Source organism: Streptococcus timonensis (genome assembly GCF_047463455.1).
GTDB classification, from domain to species: Bacteria; Bacillota; Bacilli; order Lactobacillales; family Streptococcaceae; genus Streptococcus; species Streptococcus timonensis_B.
The window spans coordinates 18,860-38,120 of record NZ_JASHDV010000003.1 but is presented as its reverse complement, the minus strand read 5'-3'; the positions used below and the strand labels follow the sequence as shown (position 1 = coordinate 38,120).

Below are 19,261 nucleotides of genomic sequence, written 5' to 3'. Positions count from 1 at the left end.
AACAAAAAAGCGAAGATTCTCTTCGCTTTTTACTCATTTTGCTAGATACTAGCTAAATTTTATTTTTAGTGGGGGGCTAAAAACGTCCACCGAACTTACTGACGGTTTTTATTTTTAGCGTCAGGCTAAAAACGTTCCCCGAACTTACTTACGGTCTTTATTTTTAGCGTAAGGGTAAAAATGTTCACTGAACATTTTTACTCCTCCATAAAGCTGTTGAAGACTTCTTCAATCATGTTCCATTCATCTTCTGAATCTTCAGGGATTGGTTGTAATTCGCCTTCTGTCCCATCTTCATTTTCAGTGAATGAGTAAGCTTGGATTTCCACTTGTCCATCTTCGTCTTCCTCTGCATTAACCGGTACAAGAAGAACATAGTTTTTACCAAATTCTTCTTTTCCGTCAATAGTCAAAAGGATTTCAAATAAAGTTTCGTTTCCTTGCTCATCAACAAGTGTAATAAGTTCACGTTCTTCGTGATCGTGGTTGTGATCGTGTGACATAGTTTCTCCTCTGTCTTAAAATTTTCTATCTAAATAATTTTGTAAAATCAACTGAGCAGCTAATTTATCAATAACTTTTTTACGCTTATTGCGACTAATGTCTGCTTGCTCAATCAACATACGCTCTGCAGCAACCGTAGTCAAGCGTTCATCTTGATACTCTACTGGCAAACCAAAGAGTTCTTCTAGCTTTGCTCCATAGGCTTGACTGGCTTCCACTCGAGGTCCACTGGTATTGTTCATATTTTTAGGCAAACCAACAACAAAACGCTCAACCTTGTATGTATCAACCAACTCCTTAATTCTATCAAAGCCAAATTGCCCTTGTTCTTCATTGATTTGGATGATTTCAAGCCCTTGTGCTGTAAAACCTAGCGGATCGCTAATTGCTACACCTACCGTTTTTGAACCAACGTCCAATCCCATAATTCTCATAGATTATAGATCGACTCCTTGTCCCTTAAGGTAGTAGCGAACCAACTCTTCAACAATTTCATCGCGTTCATACTTACGAATTTGATTTCGTGCATTGTTATAACGAGGAACGTAAGCTGGGTCTCCACTTAGAACATAGCCCACAATTTGATTAATAGGGTTATACCCTTTTTCATTCAATGAAGCATAGACATCTGTCAATGTTTCACTGATCTCTTTTTTATTGGAATCGTCCAATCTAAAACGTACGGTTTCTTCAGTAAATCCCATTCTAACACCCTCTTTCCTTAGAATACTACTATTATAGCATATTCCCAGTCTTTCTACAAATGACACAACCTGATTTGCTTGATTTTCTGCCTTTTTCTTACTGGACAGTTGCGCCACTTGCAACCCGATTTTCAATATATTCCTCTGGTTCGTATTTTAGCAGGTTTTCAAGGCCAATATTTTTAAAATATTCGTCTTCACTAGCTTTTTTAATATCCATAACTTGGAAGTCATAACTTGTCTTTGTTTCCATCTCCGTTTCACTTAAGAGAGTGGACTCAAGACTAAATCCAGTGAATTTTCGAGTCTCTTGAACCGACTCGTCCTTATCTTCAGCTTCTTTCAGTGCTCTTTTCGCCTCTTCCAATCCATGTTCAGCAATGTAATCTTTCAACTCTTGTGAAACTGGACGTTTTAGCTGAATGGTCATCGACAAAAATTGTTTTCCTTTATAGGTAATTGTCTGAGTCTGTTGAACTCCATTTTCATCAACTGGCAATACCAATGTCTTGGTAACCACTGTGTTTTTAGTCGCATTTTCTAGAACTGGCAAGGTAGACTGGAGAGCCTCTTGACTATTTTCAGTAGTAGATGCTCCAGAATCTTTTTTCTGGCCACATCCAACCAATAAGAATAAGAGAGCTAATGTCCCGATAAGAATTTTATTCATGATTCCTCACATTTTATCCTTGTTTAAATACCAGAGAAGGCTAGGAATTATCCCAGCCTCCATGTTTTATAGTGCAGCACGTAAACGTGCTTCAGCGTTTTCTACATTACGGACAGAGCGTGGCAAAAAAGCACGAATGTCATCTTCTTTATAGCCAACTTGCAAACGTTTCTCGTCAACAAGAATTGGACTTTTTAGGATACGTGGTGTCTCCATGATTAAGGTGAGCACCTCATTGACACTCAAATCTTCAATATCAACACCTAGGGCTTTAGCATAGCGATTTTTCGATGATACGATGCTAGCAATTCCATTATCAGTTTTGGTTAAAATATCAAGTAGTTCTTCTCGCGAAATTCCTTCTTTTCCAAGGTTTTGTTCTTTATAACTTAATTGGTGGGCATTGAGCCAGGTTTTAGCTTTTTTACAGCTAGTACAACTTGAGACTGTATAAATTTTGATCATGTACCTACCCCTTTCGCTACATGTTACTATCAGTTTAGTCTATTATACCATAAAAAACATCGGACTTGCGACCTATTTTTGAAAAAAATTAACTTTTTTTGAGATTTTCGAACTTTTTTCTTGACAAACTACGAACTATAACCATTCTTTATATTTTTTTATATAAAAATTCTTGATTGTTGTGACACTTATCATATACAAGAAAATAATGAGGGCTAGGAATAAGAAGTAAGGAATTCCCAATGGTGCTAAGCGAAGGACGCCAGCTAATGCTCCATAAGGCAGACTAGTAACAAAAATTGCAGCAAGTAAAGTCATAAATACCACAACCCAAGCTGGACGACTCTGTACAAAAGGAACTTTTGCGGTACGAAGCATATGGATAACCATGGTTTGAGACCACATGGATTCGATGAACCAGCCTGTTTGGAACAAGATAATAAACTGAAGGGCAGATTCTGATCCATGAACATAGTGATGACCTGTCACCAAAGGAACAATGATAAAGTAGAGGAATATAAAGGTCAAAATATCAAAGACAGATGAGATTGGTCCCATCCAAACCATAAATCGTGTAATGGATTTTGCTTCCCATGTATGGGGTTGTTTGAGGAAGTCTTGATCCACATTATCAAATGGCAATGCCACACAAGATAAATCATAGACAAGATTTAGGACAATGAGATGAACAGGGGCCATTGGTAAAAATGGCAAGAAGATACTTGCAACCAATAGTGAGAAGATATTCCCAAAGTTTGAACTAACGGTCATCTTGATGTACTTGGTCATGTTGGCGTAGACCTTGCGGCCCTCAACGATACCAGTTTCAAGGACCATGAGATCCTTGTCTAGCAAAATAACATCTGCAGTTTCCTTTGCGATATCTACTGCTGTATCAACGGAAATTCCAACGTCTGCCACCTTCATAGATGGGGCATCATTAATACCGTCACCCATATAACCAACTCCATGACCATTTCTCTTTAACTGTAGAATGATACGCGCTTTTTGGTCAGGTGACAATTTAGCAAAGACTGTTACTCTTTCAACCGCTTCTGCCAATTCTTGGTCAGTCATTTGATCGATATCAGCTCCCAAAAGGATGTGTTCAACGTCCAAACCAACCTTTTCACAGATGGCTTGGGTTACTTTTTCATTATCTCCAGTTAAAATTTTTGTTATGACACCATGCTCAAGCAGAGCTTGAATAGCTGGTGCTGCAGATGGTTTTGGTGGATCCAAGAAGGCAAGGTAACCCGTAAGGATCATCTCACTTTCATCAGTCACAGCATAGGCATAATCTTCACGTAAACCTGACTTGTAAGCAACACCTAAGACACGCAAACCTTGACGGTTTAATTGACCAACTTCTGCAAGTACTTCTTGACGAATGTCTTCAGTAAGAGGAATCATTTCTCCTCGATATTCCACATATGTTGAAATGTTCAACATTTCTTCCAAAGCACCTTTGGTAACCATACTAACGACATTGCTATCGTCTTTGACGATGACACTCATGCGTCTACGTTCAAAGTCAAATGGCAGTTCGTCGATTTTTTGGAAGCTGGTATCCAAATTTTGTAGAATAACGTGTTCTTTAGCTTCTTTTTCAGTTCTACTGATGATGGCACGGTCCATCAAGTTTTTCAAACCTGTTTGAAAATGTGAATTTAGATAAGCCCTTCTTAAAACCGCCATATCCAAATCACCATGGATATCCAAAGGATATTCTAAAACAATCTCATCTTGCGTTAGAGTTCCAGTTTTGTCCGTACAAAGGATATCGATTGCCCCTAAGTCTTGTATGGCATTGAGTTTTTTGATGACCACCTTTTCCTTGGCCATGATAATAGAACCTTTGGCCAAGCTGGCTGTGATAATCATTGGAAGCATTTCTGGTGTCAGTCCGACACCAACACTCAAGGCAAATACTCCGGCTTCTAGCCAGTCTCCATCGGTCAATCCATTTGCGAAAAATACGATTGGAACCATGACAAGCATCAAGCGGATCAAGAGCCAAGAAATGCTGTTCATTTCACGCTCGAAAGAAGTTGATTCATCATAGGTGTTGAGAGTCTGCTCGATGGCTCCCATCATGGTGTCATCCCCAACAGCTAAAATCATAGCTGTTGCACTTCCTGAGATAACGTTTGTCCCCATGAATGCCAAAGATTCTGCTTCTAAAAGACTCTCTACATTTTGATTAGTAGCTTTATTTAAAGCAAGTTTTTCGACTGCATCACTTTCTCCAGTCAAACCTGACTGTTGAACAAAAAAGTCTCGTGATTCAAATAAGATGACATCTGCTGGAATCATATCTCCAGCGCTCAATTTCACGAGGTCTCCCACAACCAAGTCATCAATGGGTAACTCTTGTTCAAGACCATCACGAATAACAGTTGCAGTGTTGACAATCATTTTTGAAAGGTTGGTTGTTGCCTTGTCGCTCCGCAATTCTTGGACAAAACGGATGCCTCCTGAAATCAAAACCAAGACAACGATAATGATAGAAGTCGTTGGATCCTCTTGACCAGGTTTGGCAAGCCAGACGTTTGTAACGAGAGAAATAAAGGCGATCACAAGTAAAATGATTGTGAAAGGATTGATAATAGACTCATAAATCTTTTTAAAGATGGAATCCTCTTGACCTTTTGTAATGGTGTTTTCACCATATAGGTCACGGTTTTCCTCGACTTGTTCTGAATCTAAGCCTTTTAGACTTGTATGGTAAAAAGCTAGACTCTCTTTAAATGGAGTTTGAATAGCTGCTGCTAATCTTTCTTTTGTAGTTTTCATTGGTTTCTCCTATCTGTATGAATGGTAATTTCGTACACAGGGACCAATCACTTTATAAGGACAGAACGACACAAATCAGCGATTGGCTGTGTATGTGCGGTTCTGGATGATCGTCAATTTGCATCGTTTGTCTCCTTTCTGTGTTCTAAAACAGCAGAAAATCCTGCCATAAAATGGCAGGACTAAAAAACTTATTATCTGTTTTCGTTCAAGCTTTAACTCCATAGGGCGATGTAATGAGCTTAGTCTTGACCTTCGCGACCAGGACTGTTGACCAACGAGTAGTGTCTCCACTGCTTTGCGGTAGTCATCCGTATCCCTATGGTAGCCTCACCTACCGTTTTCGCCTTTCAGTATAAACCTTTAACTAGTAAAAGTCAACGATTTATCTCATTTTTCTTAGATTACGATTAATTCTTTTGGAGCTAGGGTTAATAATTCGCAACCTGTTTCTGTGATCAAGATGTCGTCTTCTATACGAACCCCGTATTTACCTTCAATATAAATGCCCGGTTCATCCGTCAAAGTCATTCCAGTTTTAATAACATCTGTAGAAGTTTGGTTAAAGTAAGGCTCTTCATGAATATCAAGTCCGATACCGTGTCCGATACCGTGAGTAAAGTATTGTCCATAGCCTGCTTCCACGATGATGTCACGAGGAATCTTATCAAAGTCACGGAAACCTAAGCCAGCCTTAGCTTGGTCAATCAATGCTTGGTTAGCCTTCAAGACAGTGTTGTAAATTTCTGCTTGTTCGTCGCTGACATGGCCTAGGTAGATGGTACGTGTCATATCACTGACATAGTGGTCATAAAGACAACCGAAGTCCATGGTGATTGCTTCACCTAGTTCTACTGGCTTGTGCATTGGGTGAGCATGGGGTTTAGAAGAGTTAATCCCACTCGCTAGAATGGTATCAAAAGACAAACCAGCAGCTCCTAATTCACGCATACGAAAATCAAGGAAGTTGGCGATTTCAATTTCTGTCTTCCCTGGCTTGATAAATTCAAGCGCATCGTGGAAAGCTTGGTCTGAAATTGAACAAGCCTTACGAATAGTCGCAATCTCTATCTCGTCCTTAATCATACGAAGAGCTTCAACAAACTGAGTCTGTGGAACTAGTTCCAAACCTTCAAAGGCTCCCTGCATACGGTGGTAATAAGAAACTGAAATTTCATCTTCAAAACCGATACGAGAAAGACCCATGTCTTTTGCAATCTTTGCAATAACAGCCAACTCATCGCGGTCTGCAAATATCTCAAAACCAGTAACTTCTTGCTTGGCAGCGATAATATAGCGAGCATCTGTCACCAAGATTTGACGGTCACGGCTGATGAAGACCGTTCCATTTGAACCCCAAAATCCTGTCAAATAGTAGACGTTTTTAAGGTTATTGATAATGATTCCATCTAGTTCTTTTTCTTGCATTTTATCGAGAAATGCTTGCACACGTTTATTCATGATGTAACTTTCCTTTCAAATACTGTCCTGTATAGCTTGCTTGATTAGTAGCTACTTCTTCTGGGGTTCCTGTTGCAATGATGGTACCACCACCAACACCACCTTCTGGCCCTAGATCGATAATATGGTCTGCTGTTTTGATAACATCTAGATTGTGCTCAATCACGAGAACTGTATTGCCATCATCGACAAAGCGAGACAAAACAGTAAGTAGACGAGCGATATCCTCGGTATGGAGACCTGTTGTTGGTTCATCTAGAATGTAGAAGGATTTACCGGTCGAGCGTTTGTGGAGTTCACTAGCTAACTTCATACGTTGCGCTTCTCCACCAGAAAGAGTTGTGGCAGGTTGTCCCAAGGTCACATAGCCTAGACCTACATCCTTGATCGTCTGGAGTTTGCGTTGAATTTTCGGAATGTGTTTGAAAAATTCTACCGCATCGTTGACTGTCATATCCAAGACTTGCGAGATATTCTTTTCCTTGTAATGAACTTCTAGCGTTTCACTGTTGTAGCGGGTTCCATGGCAGACTTCACAAGCCACGTATACATCTGGCAAGAAGTGCATTTCAATCTTGATAATCCCATCACCCGAACAGGCCTCACAGCGACCACCCTTGACATTGAAACTGAAGCGACCCTTTTTGTAGCCTCGAATCTTGGCTTCATTTGTCTGAGCGAAGAGGTCTCGAATGTCATCAAATACACCTGTATAGGTCGCAGGATTAGATCTTGGAGTTCGCCCGATTGGACTCTGGTCAATATCTATCAGACGGTCGATATGCTCAATTCCTGTAATCGTCTTAAACTTACCAGGTTTATCTGAATTGCGATTGAGTTTTTGAGCAATGGCTTTTTTGAGAATACTGTTAATGAGGGTAGACTTGCCTGAACCAGACACCCCAGTTACAGCGATAAATTTTCCAAGCGGGAAGCGAGCAGTGATATTTTGCAAGTTGTTCTCATGCGCACCTGTCACTTCGATAAAGCGTCCATTTCCTACACGACGTTCTGACGGCACTGGAATCACGCGTTTACCTGACAGATACTGTCCTGTAATGGACTTGCTGTTGCGAGCTACCTGCTTAGGCGTTCCTGCTGCTACAATCTCTCCACCAAAGACACCCGCGCCAGGGCCGACGTCAATCAGATAATCGGCTTCTCGCATGGTATCTTCATCGTGTTCTACTACGATTAAGGTGTTTCCCAAATCACGCATCTTTTTCAGGCTAGCAATCAGGCGATCATTGTCCCTCTGATGAAGACCAATCGACGGCTCGTCTAGGATATAAAGCACTCCTGAGAGATTGGAACCAATCTGAGTCGCCAAGCGAATACGCTGACTCTCCCCTCCTGATAATGTTCCTGCAGAACGGGATAACGTCAGATAGTTAAGCCCCACATTATTGAGGAAGGTCAAGCGATCCTTTATTTCCTTAAGAATCGGACGAGCGATAATAGCCTCATTTTCAGATAGGGTTAGCTGATCAATAACTTCCAAATGGTCTGCGATGGAGAGGTCTGAAATTTCTCCGATATGAGGACCTTTCTCTCCTCCTACACGAACAGATAAGGCCTGATCATTGAGACGATAACCATGACAAGTACCACAGGTTAGCTCATTCATATAAAGGCGCATCTGTGTGCGGGTGTAGTCGCTATTGGTTTCATGATAGCGACGCTTGATATTGCCAATAACACCTTCAAAAGGAATGTCGATATCACGGACTCCACCGAATTCATTCTCATAGTGGAAATGGAACTCTTTCCCATCTGAACCATAGAAAATGAGATTCTTATCCTCCTCGGACAAGGCCTCAAAAGGAGTATCCATATCCACTCCAAAGGCTGTCATGGCTTGTTTCAGCATATTTGGATAATAGTTTGAAGAGATAGGGTTCCAAGGCGCCAAGGCTCCCTCGCGAAGAGTTTTGCTAGCATCTGGTACCACCAAGTCCGTATCAACCTCTAGCTTGATCCCTAAACCATCACACTCACTACATGACCCGAAAGGTGCATTAAAGGAGAAGAGACGTGGTTCTAGTTCCGGAACTGTAAAGCCACATACTGGGCAGGCATAGTGTTCTGAAAAGAGCAACTCAGAATCATCCATGGTATCGATGACTACATAGCCTTCTGCGATGCGAAGGGCTGCTTCAATCGAATCAAAGAGACGACTACGGATACCTTCTTTGATGATAATACGGTCTACCACCACATCGATGTTGTGTTGTTTATTCTTTTCAAGTTCAGGAACTTCGGTCACATCATAGACAATCCCATCGACACGGACACGGACGTAACCGTCCTTTTGAATCTTTTCAATCAGCGTCTTATGTTGCCCTTTTTTCTTACGAATCACGGGAGCTAGAATCTGCAAGCGTTGGCGTTCTGGCAATTCCAAAACCTTATCCACAATCTGCTCTACAGACGAAGCCTTGATAGCTCCATGCCCATTGATACAGTAGGGTGTCCCTACACGTGCATAGAGGAGACGTAGGTAGTCATTGATTTCCGTCGTTGTCCCAACCGTCGAACGAGGATTTTTACTGGTCGTTTTCTGGTCAATGGAAATAGCAGGACTGAGGCCATCGATAGAGTCCACATCTGGCTTTTCCATATTTCCCAAAAACTGACGAGCGTAGGCTGACAAACTCTCTACATAGCGGCGTTGCCCTTCGGCATAAAGGGTATCAAAAGCAAGACTGGACTTGCCCGAACCTGACAGCCCCGTCACCACAACTAGCTTGTCACGTGGAATTTCCACATCAATATTTTTTAAATTATGGGCGCGTGCCCCATGGATGACAATCTTATCTTGCATGTTACTTCTTTCTAGTCCATTGTTGCTTTCCATTATACCAAAAAAAGTGAAATTCTATTACCAAAAACGCCGAATTTATAGTATAATAGTACGGTGCTAAAAATCACATAAAAGCTGAATAGATGAAGAAAGGATAGGAGATATGAAACAAGTATTTCTCTCAACAACAACTGAATTTAAAGAGATCGATACGCTCCAGCCGGGCACTTGGATCAATCTCGTCAATCCTACTCAAAGTGAATCTATTGAGATCGCCTCTGCTTTCGATATTGATATCGCCGACCTTCGTGCACCACTCGATGCGGAAGAAATGTCTCGTATTACGATTGAAGATGAATACACTCTGATCATCGTGGACGTTCCTATTACTGAAGAAAGAAATAATCGCACCTACTATGTAACTATCCCCTTAGGGATTATCATTACCGAAGAGGCCATTATTACCACTTGTTTGGAACCTCTACCGCTTCTAGATATCTTCATCAACCGGAGACTTCGGAATTTCTACACCTTTATGCGTTCTCGCTTTATCTTTCAAATCCTCTACCGAAACGCTGAAATTTACCTGACAGCCCTTCGCTCAATTGACCGTAAGAGCGACCAGATTGAAAGCCAACTTCATCAATCTACTCGAAACGAAGAATTGATTGAGCTTATGGAATTGGAAAAGACCATCGTCTACTTTAAAGCCTCTCTAAAGACTAATGAGCGCGTGATTAAGAAGCTGACGAGTGCAACTAGTAATATTAAAAAATACCTTGAGGATGAAGACCTGCTGGAAGATACCTTGATTGAAACGCAACAGGCCATTGAGATGGCAGATATCTATGGAAATATCTTGCACTCAATGACAGATACCTTTGCCTCTATCATTTCTAACAACCAGAATAACATCATGAAAACCTTGGCACTTGTGACCATCGTTATGTCTATCCCAACCATGATCTTCTCGGCCTACGGAATGAACTTCAAAGACAATGAAATCCCTCTAAACGGAGAGCCAAATGCTTTCTGGCTAATTGTCTTTATTGCCTTTGCTCTGAGTGTATCCCTCACTCTCTATCTCATCCATAAAAAATGGTTCTAACAGGAGTTACTATGTCACAGATTAATCTACAAGAATTAACAAAGAAAAATCAGGAATTTATCCATATTGCAACCCAGCAATTTCTCAAGGACGGAAAAACAGATGCTGAAATCAAGGCTATCCTTGAAGAAGTCATTCCTCATATCCTTGAAGAACAACCAAAGGGAGTGACTGCCCGCTCTATCTACGGAGCGCCAACTCACTGGGCTCACAGCTACACTGAAAAGGAACAATACGAAAAAGAGCATCCAAAAGAAAATGAAGATCCAAAACTCATGATCATGGACTCAGCCCTTTTCATCACAGGCTTATTTGCAGTAGTCAGTGCCTTGATGAGTCTCTTTTCAAATCAACCAGTAGCCTATGGCTTGGTAACACTCCTCTGTGTAGGGGCCTTTGGTGGAGTTGCCTTTTACCTTCTCTACCACTTTATCTACCGTTACTACGGACCAGATACTGACCGTAGCCAACGCCCTCCATTCTGGAAATCACTTTTAGTCATGCTAGCAACCATGTTTGCTTGGGTCATCATTCTCTTCTTTAGTAACTTCCTGCCACAAGCCATCAACATTAGTCTCCCACCACTTGTTTTGTTGGTGATTGGAGGAGCACTTCTTGCTCTACGTTTCTACCTCAAAAAACGTTTCAACATCAAGAGTGCAAGTGCAGGACCAGCTAGATATTAAGATAAACAATAAAAGTAGTGTGTTTTGTAGACAGACTACTTTTATTCTGGCTCCAAACCATTTTTCGATCCTCCAAAGAAGAGTAGCTACATTTTCTAAAAACGTTCTAATGTAAAGGCTTCCCTTAGAATCCCAAGGTTTTATCCTTGAATCCAAGTTGTTTTTCTGTTATGCTAATAAAGTAATAAGGAGAAATATATATGACTAAACAGAGAATTAATCAAATTGTTGGTTCAATTGGTGCCTTTATCGGGATTATTGTATTTATAGCCTACATCCCCCAAATTTTTGCCAATTTACAAGGAAATAAAGCTCAACCATTTCAACCTTTATCAGCAGCAGTCTCTTGCTTAATCTGGGTCATTTATGGATGGACAAAAGAGCCTAAGAAAGACTGGATTCTAATCATTCCAAACTCGGCTGGGGTTATCCTTGGCGGACTGACCTTCCTTACTGCTCTATAAGAAATTAACTACTATAAAAGCAACCACATGATTGGTTGCTTTTTTACTACTTTATTGATCCAAAAGCCTTCTTCTGGCTCTAATTCTTGTTGTTTCCCCTCATCTTTTGTGATAAAATAAGCTCAATCTATTTCTCGGAGGATAAGATATGGTTTCTACTATTGGTATTGTGAGCTTGTCTAGTGGCATTATCGGAGAGGACTTTGTAAAACACGAAGTGGACTTGGGTATTCAACGTCTCAAGGGCCTCGGACTCAATCCTATCTTTTTACCTCATTCGCTAAAAGGCTTAGACTTTATCAAGGACCATCCTGAAGCTCGTGCGGAGGATTTGATTCAAGCCTTTTCTGATGATAGCATCGACATGATTCTATGCGCCATCGGTGGAGACGATACCTATCGTTTATTACCCTATCTTTTTGAAAATGACCAACTAGAAAAAGTAATCAAACAAAAAATTTTTCTTGGCTTCTCGGATACGACCATGAACCATCTCATGTTGCATAAACTAGGAATCAAGACTTTTTACGGCCAATCATTTCTAGCAGACATTTGTGAGTTAGACAAAGAAATGTTGCCATATAGCTGCCACTACTTTAAAGAATTGATTGAGACTGGAAAAATCTCAGAAATTCGCCCTAGTAACGTTTGGTATGAGGAACGGACTGATTTTAGTCCCAAAGCCTTGGGAATACCTCGTGTCAGCCATGCAAATACAGGTTTTGACTTGTTACAAGGCAATGCTCAGTTTGAGGGAGAAATCCTCGGTGGTTGTCTTGAGTCTCTCTATGATATTTTTGATAACTCTCTACACGCAGATAGCACAGACCTCTGCCAAAAATACAAACTTTTCCCTGACTTATCCGACTGGGAAGGAAAAATCCTCTTGCTAGAAACAAGTGAAGAAAAGCCTGAACCTGACGACTTCAAAAAGATGTTGCGGACTTTAAAGGACACTGCTATATTCGAGGTTATCAGTGGACTCTTGGTCGGGAAACCTATGGATGAAACTTTCTATGACGACTATAAAGAGGCACTATTGGATATCATTGATAGCAATATCCCAATTGTCTATAATCTGAACGTCGGACACGCAACTCCAAGAGCTATTGTCCCCTTTGGAGTCCACGCCCATGTAGATGCAACGGAGCAAGTCATTCGCTTTGACTATAACAAAGAAAGCTGAGATGAATTTCTCAGCTTTTTTCAGTATCGTTACTAGCATTTTCATCATATACTACCGATAGCTAAAATGATGAAGGAGAGACTATTGCTTAACATATGAACCAGTAAGGGATAGTAGATATTTTCTTTTTCTTTCACATAGATGATAGAAAAGGCTAAGCCTCCACCCAAGTAATAAATTGCATTGATCCACTCGGATAAATCCAAACTGTGCATATGGGTTAGGGCAAATGCAAGTCCGACTATAAAGATACTCAACCAGCTTGATAGACACTTTCTCAGATACTTCAATAAAATCTGTCGGAAGAAGACTTCTTCTACCACAGGACCTATGACACAAGCAAAAACTGCTATCAGTAGTGGTTGTTCTTTAAAAGCACTTTGTATACTAGCCTCATTTTGCCCTTGACCACTCAAGCCCAAAACTTGTTTCAATATTTCCGAAAGGAGAGCAAAAAGGATGGTCATTATAAAGAGAAGAAGCCAGCCTTTTAAAACCCCAAAGATAAATTTCCTTTTAGAACTTCTAACCTCTTCCCACTTTTGGAGCAATAGGGACTTAAATAAGAAGCAACCATACACAAACATGATGGTATAGACTAAATAGGTCCCTGCAGAAGAAGGCAATGGAGCATCAAATACTCGTATACCATCAAACACAAAAAGGACTATATAGAGAATCCCAAAAATCAGAATTCCCTTATATCTGTTAGACATCATTTAAATCCCTTCCATTCACAATCATTCTCATGGTCATCAACCAAACCTGCAGCTTGTAAAAATGACAAAACTGCAACAGGACCCGTAAACTTAAAACCACGCTTTTTGAGATCCTTGGATAATGTCTCAGATAAGGTCGTCTTGGCTGGGGCTTGAGCATAGTCAGGGACATCATTGACCATGGTTTGTCCATCCACAAAAGACCAAAGATAGGCATCAAAAGAACCATACTCATTCTGAACTTGTAAAAATGCTTGAGCATTGCTCCGTGTCTCAAATATCTTGGCACGGTTGCGTATGATGGCTGGATTATCCATTAAAGACTCCAATTCAGAGTCAGCCATCTCTGCAACACGCTGAACTTGATAACCATGAAAAGCTTCTCGAAAGGCTTGGCGTTTATTGAGCACCGTTTCCCAAGAAAGACCAGCCTGATAAGTCTCCATACAGAGCAACTCAAAAAGGGCCTGATCGTCATGCAGGGGACGTCCCCATTCCTCATCGTGATAGGCTACATAGAGAGGGTTGTTCATTTTAACCCAGCCACAGCGTTTTGACATAGGAACCTCCTATTTCACCAACATCTTAAGGGCAGACTTGATATAGTTCTCAGCAGTATCCGAAGTTCCTTCAAAGAATTTCTTGATTTTCTTAAGCTCAGCCGCCTTGTAGCCCAAGGCCAACATAGCTTCCATAGCTTCTTCCAATTCTTGGTTGTCAATGCTAGATGGAACTGTAGTCTTAGCAGAGAGATCATCTCCTGCAACAACCACCTTACCTTCTAAATCCAATACCATCTGTTGGGCTGTTTTCTTCCCGATTTTAGGAAATTTAGTCAAGTAGGTGATATTCTTAGTCTCGATGGCTTGAACGAGACCTGCATTGTCATCCGCTGCGATAATAGCAAGAGCTGATACAGGACCAATGCCTGATACAGAAATCAAACTGAGAAAGAGTTTTTTCTCGTCTTCCGAGCGAAAGCCGTAAAGTAGATGAGCATCTTCACGAACGACTTGATGCACATAGATCTGCGCTTCTTGGTTGACTCGCCCTGAGTAGGCATAAGGATTGGCTACGTGTAAGATGTAGCCGATCCCGTTAGCTTCTAGGACGATATATTTAGCAGTAATTTTGGTAATAATACCCTTTAGATATTCGTACATAATTTTCCCTTCAATTTATACTCAATGAAAATCAAAGAGTAAACTAGGAAGCTAACCGTAGGCATAACTTGAGTTAGGCAAGGTAAGGCTGACGCAGTTTAGATTTGATTTTCGAAGAGTATTAGTATTTCCCTAGTTCTCGTAGACTGGTGTGATTTTCCTGAATGCGACGGAACATCTTTTCCATGTCTGACTTGGTAAAGTGTACCAAAACAGGACGTCCGTGTGGACAGTTGTATGGGTTGTCACATTGAGAGAGCTGATAGAGGAGCTGTCTGGCCGAGTGGTCATCGATACGATGGTTAGCCTTGATAGATCGCTTGCAGGACATCATAATCGCCAGCTCTGCTCGGTATTTCTTGATAGAAACTTCCTTGGTCAAGAGGAGCATATCGCACATCTCATAGATTCCAGACTCGATTTCCTCCTCTACCATCCAAATTGGATGTTCCCTTAGGATAAATTGATTTTCCCCGTACTCTGCTAGAAAGACGCCAACTTCCTCCAAGAGAGACATTCTTTCCTTGAGACGAAGTGCATCATCTGCAGGGAATTCAAAGATGTAAGGTACTAGGAGTTGCTGCTGACTCTGGTCAACATTGCCGATACTCTCACGATATTCCTCGTATTTAACCCGTTCCTGAGCCGCGTGTTGGTCTATGATGTAAAGACCATCTCGACCTTGGGCAAAGAGATAGGTTCCATGCATTTGCCCGAAAAATTCCAACTCTGGGAAGCTCGAAGACTCTTCTCGCTCCAGCTTATCATAAGCCTTATCCAAACTAGCTAGATCTAACTCTGGATGGTCCAGTTGATCATAGCTGACAGTTTTTCTCTCTGCAAAATGCAGTTTTGCTGGCTTGGTCATCTGGTCCAAGGTTTCCTTGGCAAAGAGGTTCAAATCCTGTTTCTCTTCAGTCAGGTTTACCTGATGGTCTGCCACCTCAGCTTGTGTCGGTCTTGTTGGTTCATTTTTTTCATAGTAGAGCGTATTTTCTCTCAGTGACAAAGTTGTTTGCTCTACTTTTTCACGATTACGAACGGTAGATTTGGCAAGATTTTCCAAGGCATCTGGAATCAAGGTCTGTTCCTTGAGACTCTTTGCGATAGCTTCTGAAACCAACGCCATCAGTTCTCTTTCTTTGGAAATTCGTACCTCTTGCTTGGTTGGATGCACATTGACATCTGCTAGATAAGGATCGATATGGATGTGAATAACAGCCAGCGGGAAACGCCCCACCATGAGTTTACTACCGTAGCCATCTAAAATAGCACGATTAAGCAGGAAGTTTTTGATATAACGGCCATTGATAAAAAGACTGATGTAGTTGCGATTAGCCCGCGTCAATTCAGGCAATGAGACAAAACCTGAAATCTCAAAGTCTAGGTCCGAATTCTCAATCTCAACCATCTTTTTGGCACTAGCCAAACCATAAATGCCCGCAATGGCTTGGCGTAGTTGACCAGTTCCAGCTGTGCGTGTCATCTCCTTGCCATCACTAATCAAACTAAAGGAAATCTCAGGATGGGCTAAACCTAGACGGTTGACAATATCAATGATGTGAGATAACTCCGCCTGCTGACTCTTCATATACTTGAGACGAGCTGGCGTATTGAAAAAGAGGTCTTCCACACAAACCTTGGTCCCCACAGGACTAGTCGCAGGCACAATTTCTTCTACTTCTCCTCCTCGAGCCACTAGCTTGGTCCCGTGACTGGCACCGTCCACCGCTGTCAACAAAGTCAAAACACTGACAGATGCGATAGAGGGCAGAGCTTCACCACGAAAACCAAGAGTCCGAATCCGAAAGAGATCCGCTTGATTCTTAATCTTACTGGTCGCATGACGGCGGAGGGCTAACTCGACTTCATCGTGGGCAATCCCGTGACCATTATCTGTGATTTGGATTTTCTTAAGACCAGCTTCTTCAATCTCAACGATAATCTGGCTAGAGCCAGCATCGATAGCATTTTCGACCAACTCTTTAACTACGCTGGCAGGACGTTCGATCACTTCTCCTGCCGCAATCTGGTTGGCCAAGACTTCTGGCAATTCAATAATATGAGACATCTTTCAGCCCCTTTCTTAACTATTTTTATCTATTTCTCTGAAAACAATACTCTTCAAAAATCAAATTCAAACCACGTCAGTCTCGCCTTGCCGTACTCGAGTACAGCCTTCGGCTAGCTTCCTCGATTGCTCTTTGATTTTCATTGAGTATAAGCTAGTGCTATTATACCATATTTCACTCGTTTCCAAAAAAGTCCGAGTAGCAACTTTCTTCCCGATTTTACTAGGTTATTTACTAAGTTTGTGGTACAATAGGTAGAAACAATATTTTAAAAAGGAGAAAAGACACATGCACATTTTTGATGAGCTAAAAGAGCGTGGTTTGATTTTTCAAACGACTGATGAAGAAGCTTTGCGTAAAGCCCTAGAAGAAGGTCAAGTTTCTTATTATACTGGCTACGATCCAACTGCTGACAGCCTTCACCTAGGTCACCTTGTCGCAATCTTGACAAGTCGTCGTTTGCAGTTAGCAGGTCACAAACCTTATGCGCTCGTTGGCGGTGCTACAGGTCTCATCGGAGATCCGTCCTTCAAAGATGCTGAGCGTAGTCTCCAAACAAAAGACACAGTAGATGGCTGGGTCAAGTCTATCCAAGGACAACTTTCTCGCTTTCTTGACTTTGAAAATGGTGAAAATAAAGCTGTCATGGTCAATAACTACGACTGGTTTGGCAGCATCAGCTTCATTGATTTCCTCCGTGATATCGGAAAATACTTCACTGTCAACTACATGATGAGCAAGGAGTCTGTGAAGAAACGTATTGAAACAGGGATTTCTTACACTGAGTTTGCCTACCAAATCATGCAAGGGTATGACTTCTTTGTCCTTAACCAAGAGCACAATGTCACTCTTCAAATTGGTGGTTCTGATCAATGGGGAAATATGACTGCTGGTACAGAGTTGCTTCGTCGTAAGGCTGATAAGACTGGTCACGTTATCACTGTTCCACTCATCACAGACGCAACTGGCAAGAAATTTGGTAAATCTGAAGGAAACGCTGTTTGGCTCAACCCTGAAAAGACTTCTCCATACGAAATGTACCAATTCTGGATGAACGTCATGGATGCTGACGCTGTTCGCTTCTTGAAAATCTTTACTTTCTTGTCACTTGATGAGATTGAAGACATCCGCAAACAGTTTGAGGCTGCGCCACACGAACGCTTGGCTCAAAAAGTCTTGGCTCGTGAAGTCGTAACACTTGTCCACGGTGAAGAAGCCTACAAAGAAGCCCTTAACATCACTGAGCAACTCTTTGCCGGAAATATCAAAAACCTTTCTGTCAAAGAACTCAAACAAGGACTTCGTGGTGTGCCAAACTACCAAGTACAAGCAGACAAAAACCACAATATCGTAGAACTCCTTGTGTCATCTGGTGTGGTTAACTCAAAACGCCAAGCCCGTGAAGATGTTCAAAACGGAGCTATCTACGTCAATGGTGATCGCATCCAAGACCTTGACTATGTCTTGAGTGACGCAGATAAATTAGAGAATGAACTCACTGTTATCCGCCGTGGTAAGAAAAAATACTTCGTTCTAACATACTAAAAAACAAACTGGATGCATTTGCCATCCAGTTCTTTTTTTGCTAGACTAAAACTATGAATACAAACCTCAAACCTAAACTCCAGCGTTTTGCTTCTGCTAGTGCTTTTGCCTGCCCTATCTGCCAAGAAAACCTAACCTTAGTAGAAACCAGTCTCAAGTGTGATCATCGCCATTCTTTTGACCTGGCAAAATTCGGCTATGTCAATCTGGCTCCCCAAATCAAGCAATCCGCCAACTACGACAAGGAAAACTTTCAAAATCGCCAACAAATCCTAGAAGCTGGATTTTATCAGGCTATTTTAGAAGGTATCTCGGACTTACTAGCAACCAAACCATCCGCAAAAACCATCTTGGACATTGGCTGTGGCGAAGGCTTCTACTCTCGCAAACTCCAAGAAGTCCATCCTGACAAGACCTTCTATGCCTTTGACATTTCAAAAGACTCAGTCCAAATTGCTGCCAAAAGCGAACCCAACTGGGCAGTCAACTGGTTTGTTGGCGACCTGGCTCGCCTTCCCATAAAAGACGCTAGTATGGATATCTTGCTTGATATCTTCTCGCCCGCCAACTATGGAGAATTTCGCCGTGTCTTATCCAAAGACGGCATCTTGATCAAGGTCATCCCTACCGAAAATCACCTCAAAGAAATCCGTCAAATGGTACAGGGCCAACTGACAAAGAAAGATTATTCTAATCAGGATATCAAGGAACATTTCCAAGAACATTTCAGCATCCAATCTAGTCAAATCGCTTCCCTGACCAAGCACATTACAGCAGAACAACGCCAAGCCTTACTCAGCATGACTCCCCTGCTCTTCCACGTTGACCAAAGCAAGATTGACTGGAATCAACTGGCAGAGATTACTATCGAAGCAGAGATTCTGGTTGGGAAAGTACTGTGAACTAGTCCAAATA

Annotated in this window: 18 protein-coding genes and 1 riboswitch; of the genes, 6 read left to right on the top strand and 12 right to left on the bottom strand. The window is 41.5% G+C overall.

From position 1 onward, the window contains the following. Nucleotides 1-197: 197 nt before the first annotated feature. The 8 genes from QM847_RS05530 to uvrA form a co-directional block, all read right to left on the bottom strand. Nucleotides 198-503 carry a DUF1292 domain-containing protein gene (locus QM847_RS05530; RefSeq protein ID WP_000017622.1) on the bottom strand — a complete coding sequence of 102 codons (306 nt, stop codon included), beginning with the start codon at nucleotides 501-503 and terminating at the stop codon, nucleotides 198-200. Between the two features lie 15 nt (nucleotides 504-518). After that, entirely contained in the window at nucleotides 519-938 is a 420-nt protein-coding gene (gene ruvX / locus QM847_RS05525) for a Holliday junction resolvase RuvX (protein WP_269797544.1), read from the bottom strand. 3 nt (nucleotides 939-941) lie between these two features. Beyond that, nucleotides 942-1,208 (bottom strand): IreB family regulatory phosphoprotein, encoded by a 267-nt coding sequence (locus tag QM847_RS05520; protein ID WP_025168751.1) that lies wholly within the window; start codon nucleotides 1,206-1,208, stop codon nucleotides 942-944. 97 nt (nucleotides 1,209-1,305) lie between these two features. Next, complete coding sequence (locus tag QM847_RS05515; RefSeq protein WP_269797543.1) at nucleotides 1,306-1,878, bottom strand: SP0191 family lipoprotein; 573 nt, start codon at nucleotides 1,876-1,878, stop codon at nucleotides 1,306-1,308. Nucleotides 1,879-1,944: 66 nt separating this feature from the next. Beyond that, nucleotides 1,945-2,343, bottom strand: coding sequence for a transcriptional regulator Spx (spx, locus tag QM847_RS05510; protein WP_006149601.1), 399 nt, complete (start codon nucleotides 2,341-2,343; stop codon nucleotides 1,945-1,947). A gap of 135 nt (nucleotides 2,344-2,478) precedes the next feature. After that, the gene (gene mgtA, locus QM847_RS05505; protein WP_414354402.1) at nucleotides 2,479-5,139 is read right to left on the bottom strand and encodes a magnesium-translocating P-type ATPase; all 2,661 of its coding nucleotides are present in this window, start codon (nucleotides 5,137-5,139) and stop codon (nucleotides 2,479-2,481) included. Nucleotides 5,140-5,331: 192 nt separating this feature from the next. Next, nucleotides 5,332-5,485: riboswitch (M-box (ykoK) riboswitch) on the bottom strand. A 53-nt stretch (nucleotides 5,486-5,538) separates the two neighbouring features. Further along, nucleotides 5,539-6,600 (bottom strand): M24 family metallopeptidase, encoded by a 1,062-nt coding sequence (locus QM847_RS05500; protein ID WP_414354400.1) that lies wholly within the window; start codon nucleotides 6,598-6,600, stop codon nucleotides 5,539-5,541. Then, nucleotides 6,593-9,424, bottom strand: coding sequence for an excinuclease ABC subunit UvrA (uvrA, locus tag QM847_RS05495; protein WP_414354398.1), 2,832 nt, complete (start codon nucleotides 9,422-9,424; stop codon nucleotides 6,593-6,595). Before uvrA ends, QM847_RS05500 begins: the two co-directional genes overlap by 8 nt. 142 nt (nucleotides 9,425-9,566) lie before the next feature. On the opposite strand from uvrA, the gene QM847_RS05490 reads away from it, so the two are divergent. The 4 genes from QM847_RS05490 (at nucleotide 9,567) to QM847_RS05475 (ending at nucleotide 12,847) form a co-directional block, all read left to right on the top strand. Further along, nucleotides 9,567-10,511 carry a magnesium transporter CorA family protein gene (locus QM847_RS05490; protein ID WP_414354396.1) on the top strand — a complete coding sequence of 315 codons (945 nt, stop codon included), beginning with the start codon at nucleotides 9,567-9,569 and terminating at the stop codon, nucleotides 10,509-10,511. A gap of 11 nt (nucleotides 10,512-10,522) precedes the next feature. Then, nucleotides 10,523-11,197: a DUF1129 domain-containing protein gene (locus QM847_RS05485; protein WP_414354394.1), complete on the top strand. Its 675-nt coding sequence runs from the start codon at nucleotides 10,523-10,525 to the stop codon at nucleotides 11,195-11,197. 200 nt (nucleotides 11,198-11,397) lie between these two features. Beyond that, entirely contained in the window at nucleotides 11,398-11,661 is a 264-nt protein-coding gene (locus QM847_RS05480; RefSeq protein ID WP_004250486.1) for a SemiSWEET family transporter, read from the top strand. A gap of 148 nt (nucleotides 11,662-11,809) precedes the next feature. Next, nucleotides 11,810-12,847, top strand: coding sequence for a S66 family peptidase (locus QM847_RS05475; RefSeq protein ID WP_414354393.1), 1,038 nt, complete (start codon nucleotides 11,810-11,812; stop codon nucleotides 12,845-12,847). 44 nt (nucleotides 12,848-12,891) lie between these two features. On the opposite strand, the gene QM847_RS05470 is transcribed toward QM847_RS05475, so the two are convergent. From QM847_RS05470 to mutL, 4 genes are all read right to left on the bottom strand, one after another. After that, nucleotides 12,892-13,566 (bottom strand): lysostaphin resistance A-like protein, encoded by a 675-nt coding sequence (locus QM847_RS05470; RefSeq protein ID WP_414354391.1) that lies wholly within the window; start codon nucleotides 13,564-13,566, stop codon nucleotides 12,892-12,894. Further along, a complete protein-coding gene (locus QM847_RS05465; protein WP_414354390.1) occupies nucleotides 13,563-14,126 on the bottom strand; it encodes a DNA-3-methyladenine glycosylase I in 564 nt (187 codons plus the stop codon). The genes QM847_RS05470 and QM847_RS05465 overlap by 4 nt, the downstream gene beginning before the upstream one ends. 9 nt (nucleotides 14,127-14,135) lie before the next feature. After that, nucleotides 14,136-14,729 carry a Holliday junction branch migration protein RuvA gene (gene ruvA, locus QM847_RS05460; protein WP_414354389.1) on the bottom strand — a complete coding sequence of 198 codons (594 nt, stop codon included), beginning with the start codon at nucleotides 14,727-14,729 and terminating at the stop codon, nucleotides 14,136-14,138. A gap of 121 nt (nucleotides 14,730-14,850) precedes the next feature. Further along, nucleotides 14,851-16,800, bottom strand: coding sequence for a DNA mismatch repair endonuclease MutL (mutL, locus tag QM847_RS05455; protein WP_414354387.1), 1,950 nt, complete (start codon nucleotides 16,798-16,800; stop codon nucleotides 14,851-14,853). 289 nt (nucleotides 16,801-17,089) lie between these two features. Here mutL and tyrS point away from each other — a divergent pair, with 289 nt between their 5' ends. After that, a complete protein-coding gene (tyrS, locus tag QM847_RS05450; protein WP_414354386.1) occupies nucleotides 17,090-18,346 on the top strand; it encodes a tyrosine--tRNA ligase in 1,257 nt (418 codons plus the stop codon). A gap of 53 nt (nucleotides 18,347-18,399) precedes the next feature. Then, entirely contained in the window at nucleotides 18,400-19,248 is an 849-nt protein-coding gene (locus QM847_RS05445; RefSeq protein ID WP_414354384.1) for a putative RNA methyltransferase, read from the top strand. The last annotated feature ends 13 nt before the right edge of the window (nucleotides 19,249-19,261 follow it).

Bases quoted from the DNA above. Each gene is read 5' to 3' on its own strand.
- QM847_RS05530 (WP_000017622.1), bottom strand. From the start codon at position 503: ATGTCACACGATCACAACCACGATCACGAAGAACGTGAACTTATTACA.
- ruvX (WP_269797544.1), bottom strand. From the start codon at position 938: ATGAGAATTATGGGATTGGACGTTGGTTCAAAAACGGTAGGTGTAGCA.
- QM847_RS05520 (WP_025168751.1), bottom strand. From the start codon at position 1,208: ATGGGATTTACTGAAGAAACCGTACGTTTTAGATTGGACGATTCCAAT.
- QM847_RS05515 (WP_269797543.1), bottom strand. From the start codon at position 1,878: ATGAATAAAATTCTTATCGGGACATTAGCTCTCTTATTCTTATTGGTT.
- spx (WP_006149601.1), bottom strand. From the start codon at position 2,343: ATGATCAAAATTTATACAGTCTCAAGTTGTACTAGCTGTAAAAAAGCT.
- mgtA (WP_414354402.1), bottom strand. From the start codon at position 5,139: ATGAAAACTACAAAAGAAAGATTAGCAGCAGCTATTCAAACTCCATTT.
- QM847_RS05500 (WP_414354400.1), bottom strand. From the start codon at position 6,600: ATGAATAAACGTGTGCAAGCATTTCTCGATAAAATGCAAGAAAAAGAA.
- uvrA (WP_414354398.1), bottom strand. From the start codon at position 9,424: ATGCAAGATAAGATTGTCATCCATGGGGCACGCGCCCATAATTTAAAA.
- QM847_RS05490 (WP_414354396.1), top strand. From the start codon at position 9,567: ATGAAACAAGTATTTCTCTCAACAACAACTGAATTTAAAGAGATCGAT.
- QM847_RS05485 (WP_414354394.1), top strand. From the start codon at position 10,523: ATGTCACAGATTAATCTACAAGAATTAACAAAGAAAAATCAGGAATTT.
- QM847_RS05480 (WP_004250486.1), top strand. From the start codon at position 11,398: ATGACTAAACAGAGAATTAATCAAATTGTTGGTTCAATTGGTGCCTTT.
- QM847_RS05475 (WP_414354393.1), top strand. From the start codon at position 11,810: ATGGTTTCTACTATTGGTATTGTGAGCTTGTCTAGTGGCATTATCGGA.
- QM847_RS05470 (WP_414354391.1), bottom strand. From the start codon at position 13,566: ATGATGTCTAACAGATATAAGGGAATTCTGATTTTTGGGATTCTCTAT.
- QM847_RS05465 (WP_414354390.1), bottom strand. From the start codon at position 14,126: ATGTCAAAACGCTGTGGCTGGGTTAAAATGAACAACCCTCTCTATGTA.
- ruvA (WP_414354389.1), bottom strand. From the start codon at position 14,729: ATGTACGAATATCTAAAGGGTATTATTACCAAAATTACTGCTAAATAT.
- mutL (WP_414354387.1), bottom strand. From the start codon at position 16,800: ATGTCTCATATTATTGAATTGCCAGAAGTCTTGGCCAACCAGATTGCG.
- tyrS (WP_414354386.1), top strand. From the start codon at position 17,090: ATGCACATTTTTGATGAGCTAAAAGAGCGTGGTTTGATTTTTCAAACG.
- QM847_RS05445 (WP_414354384.1), top strand. From the start codon at position 18,400: ATGAATACAAACCTCAAACCTAAACTCCAGCGTTTTGCTTCTGCTAGT.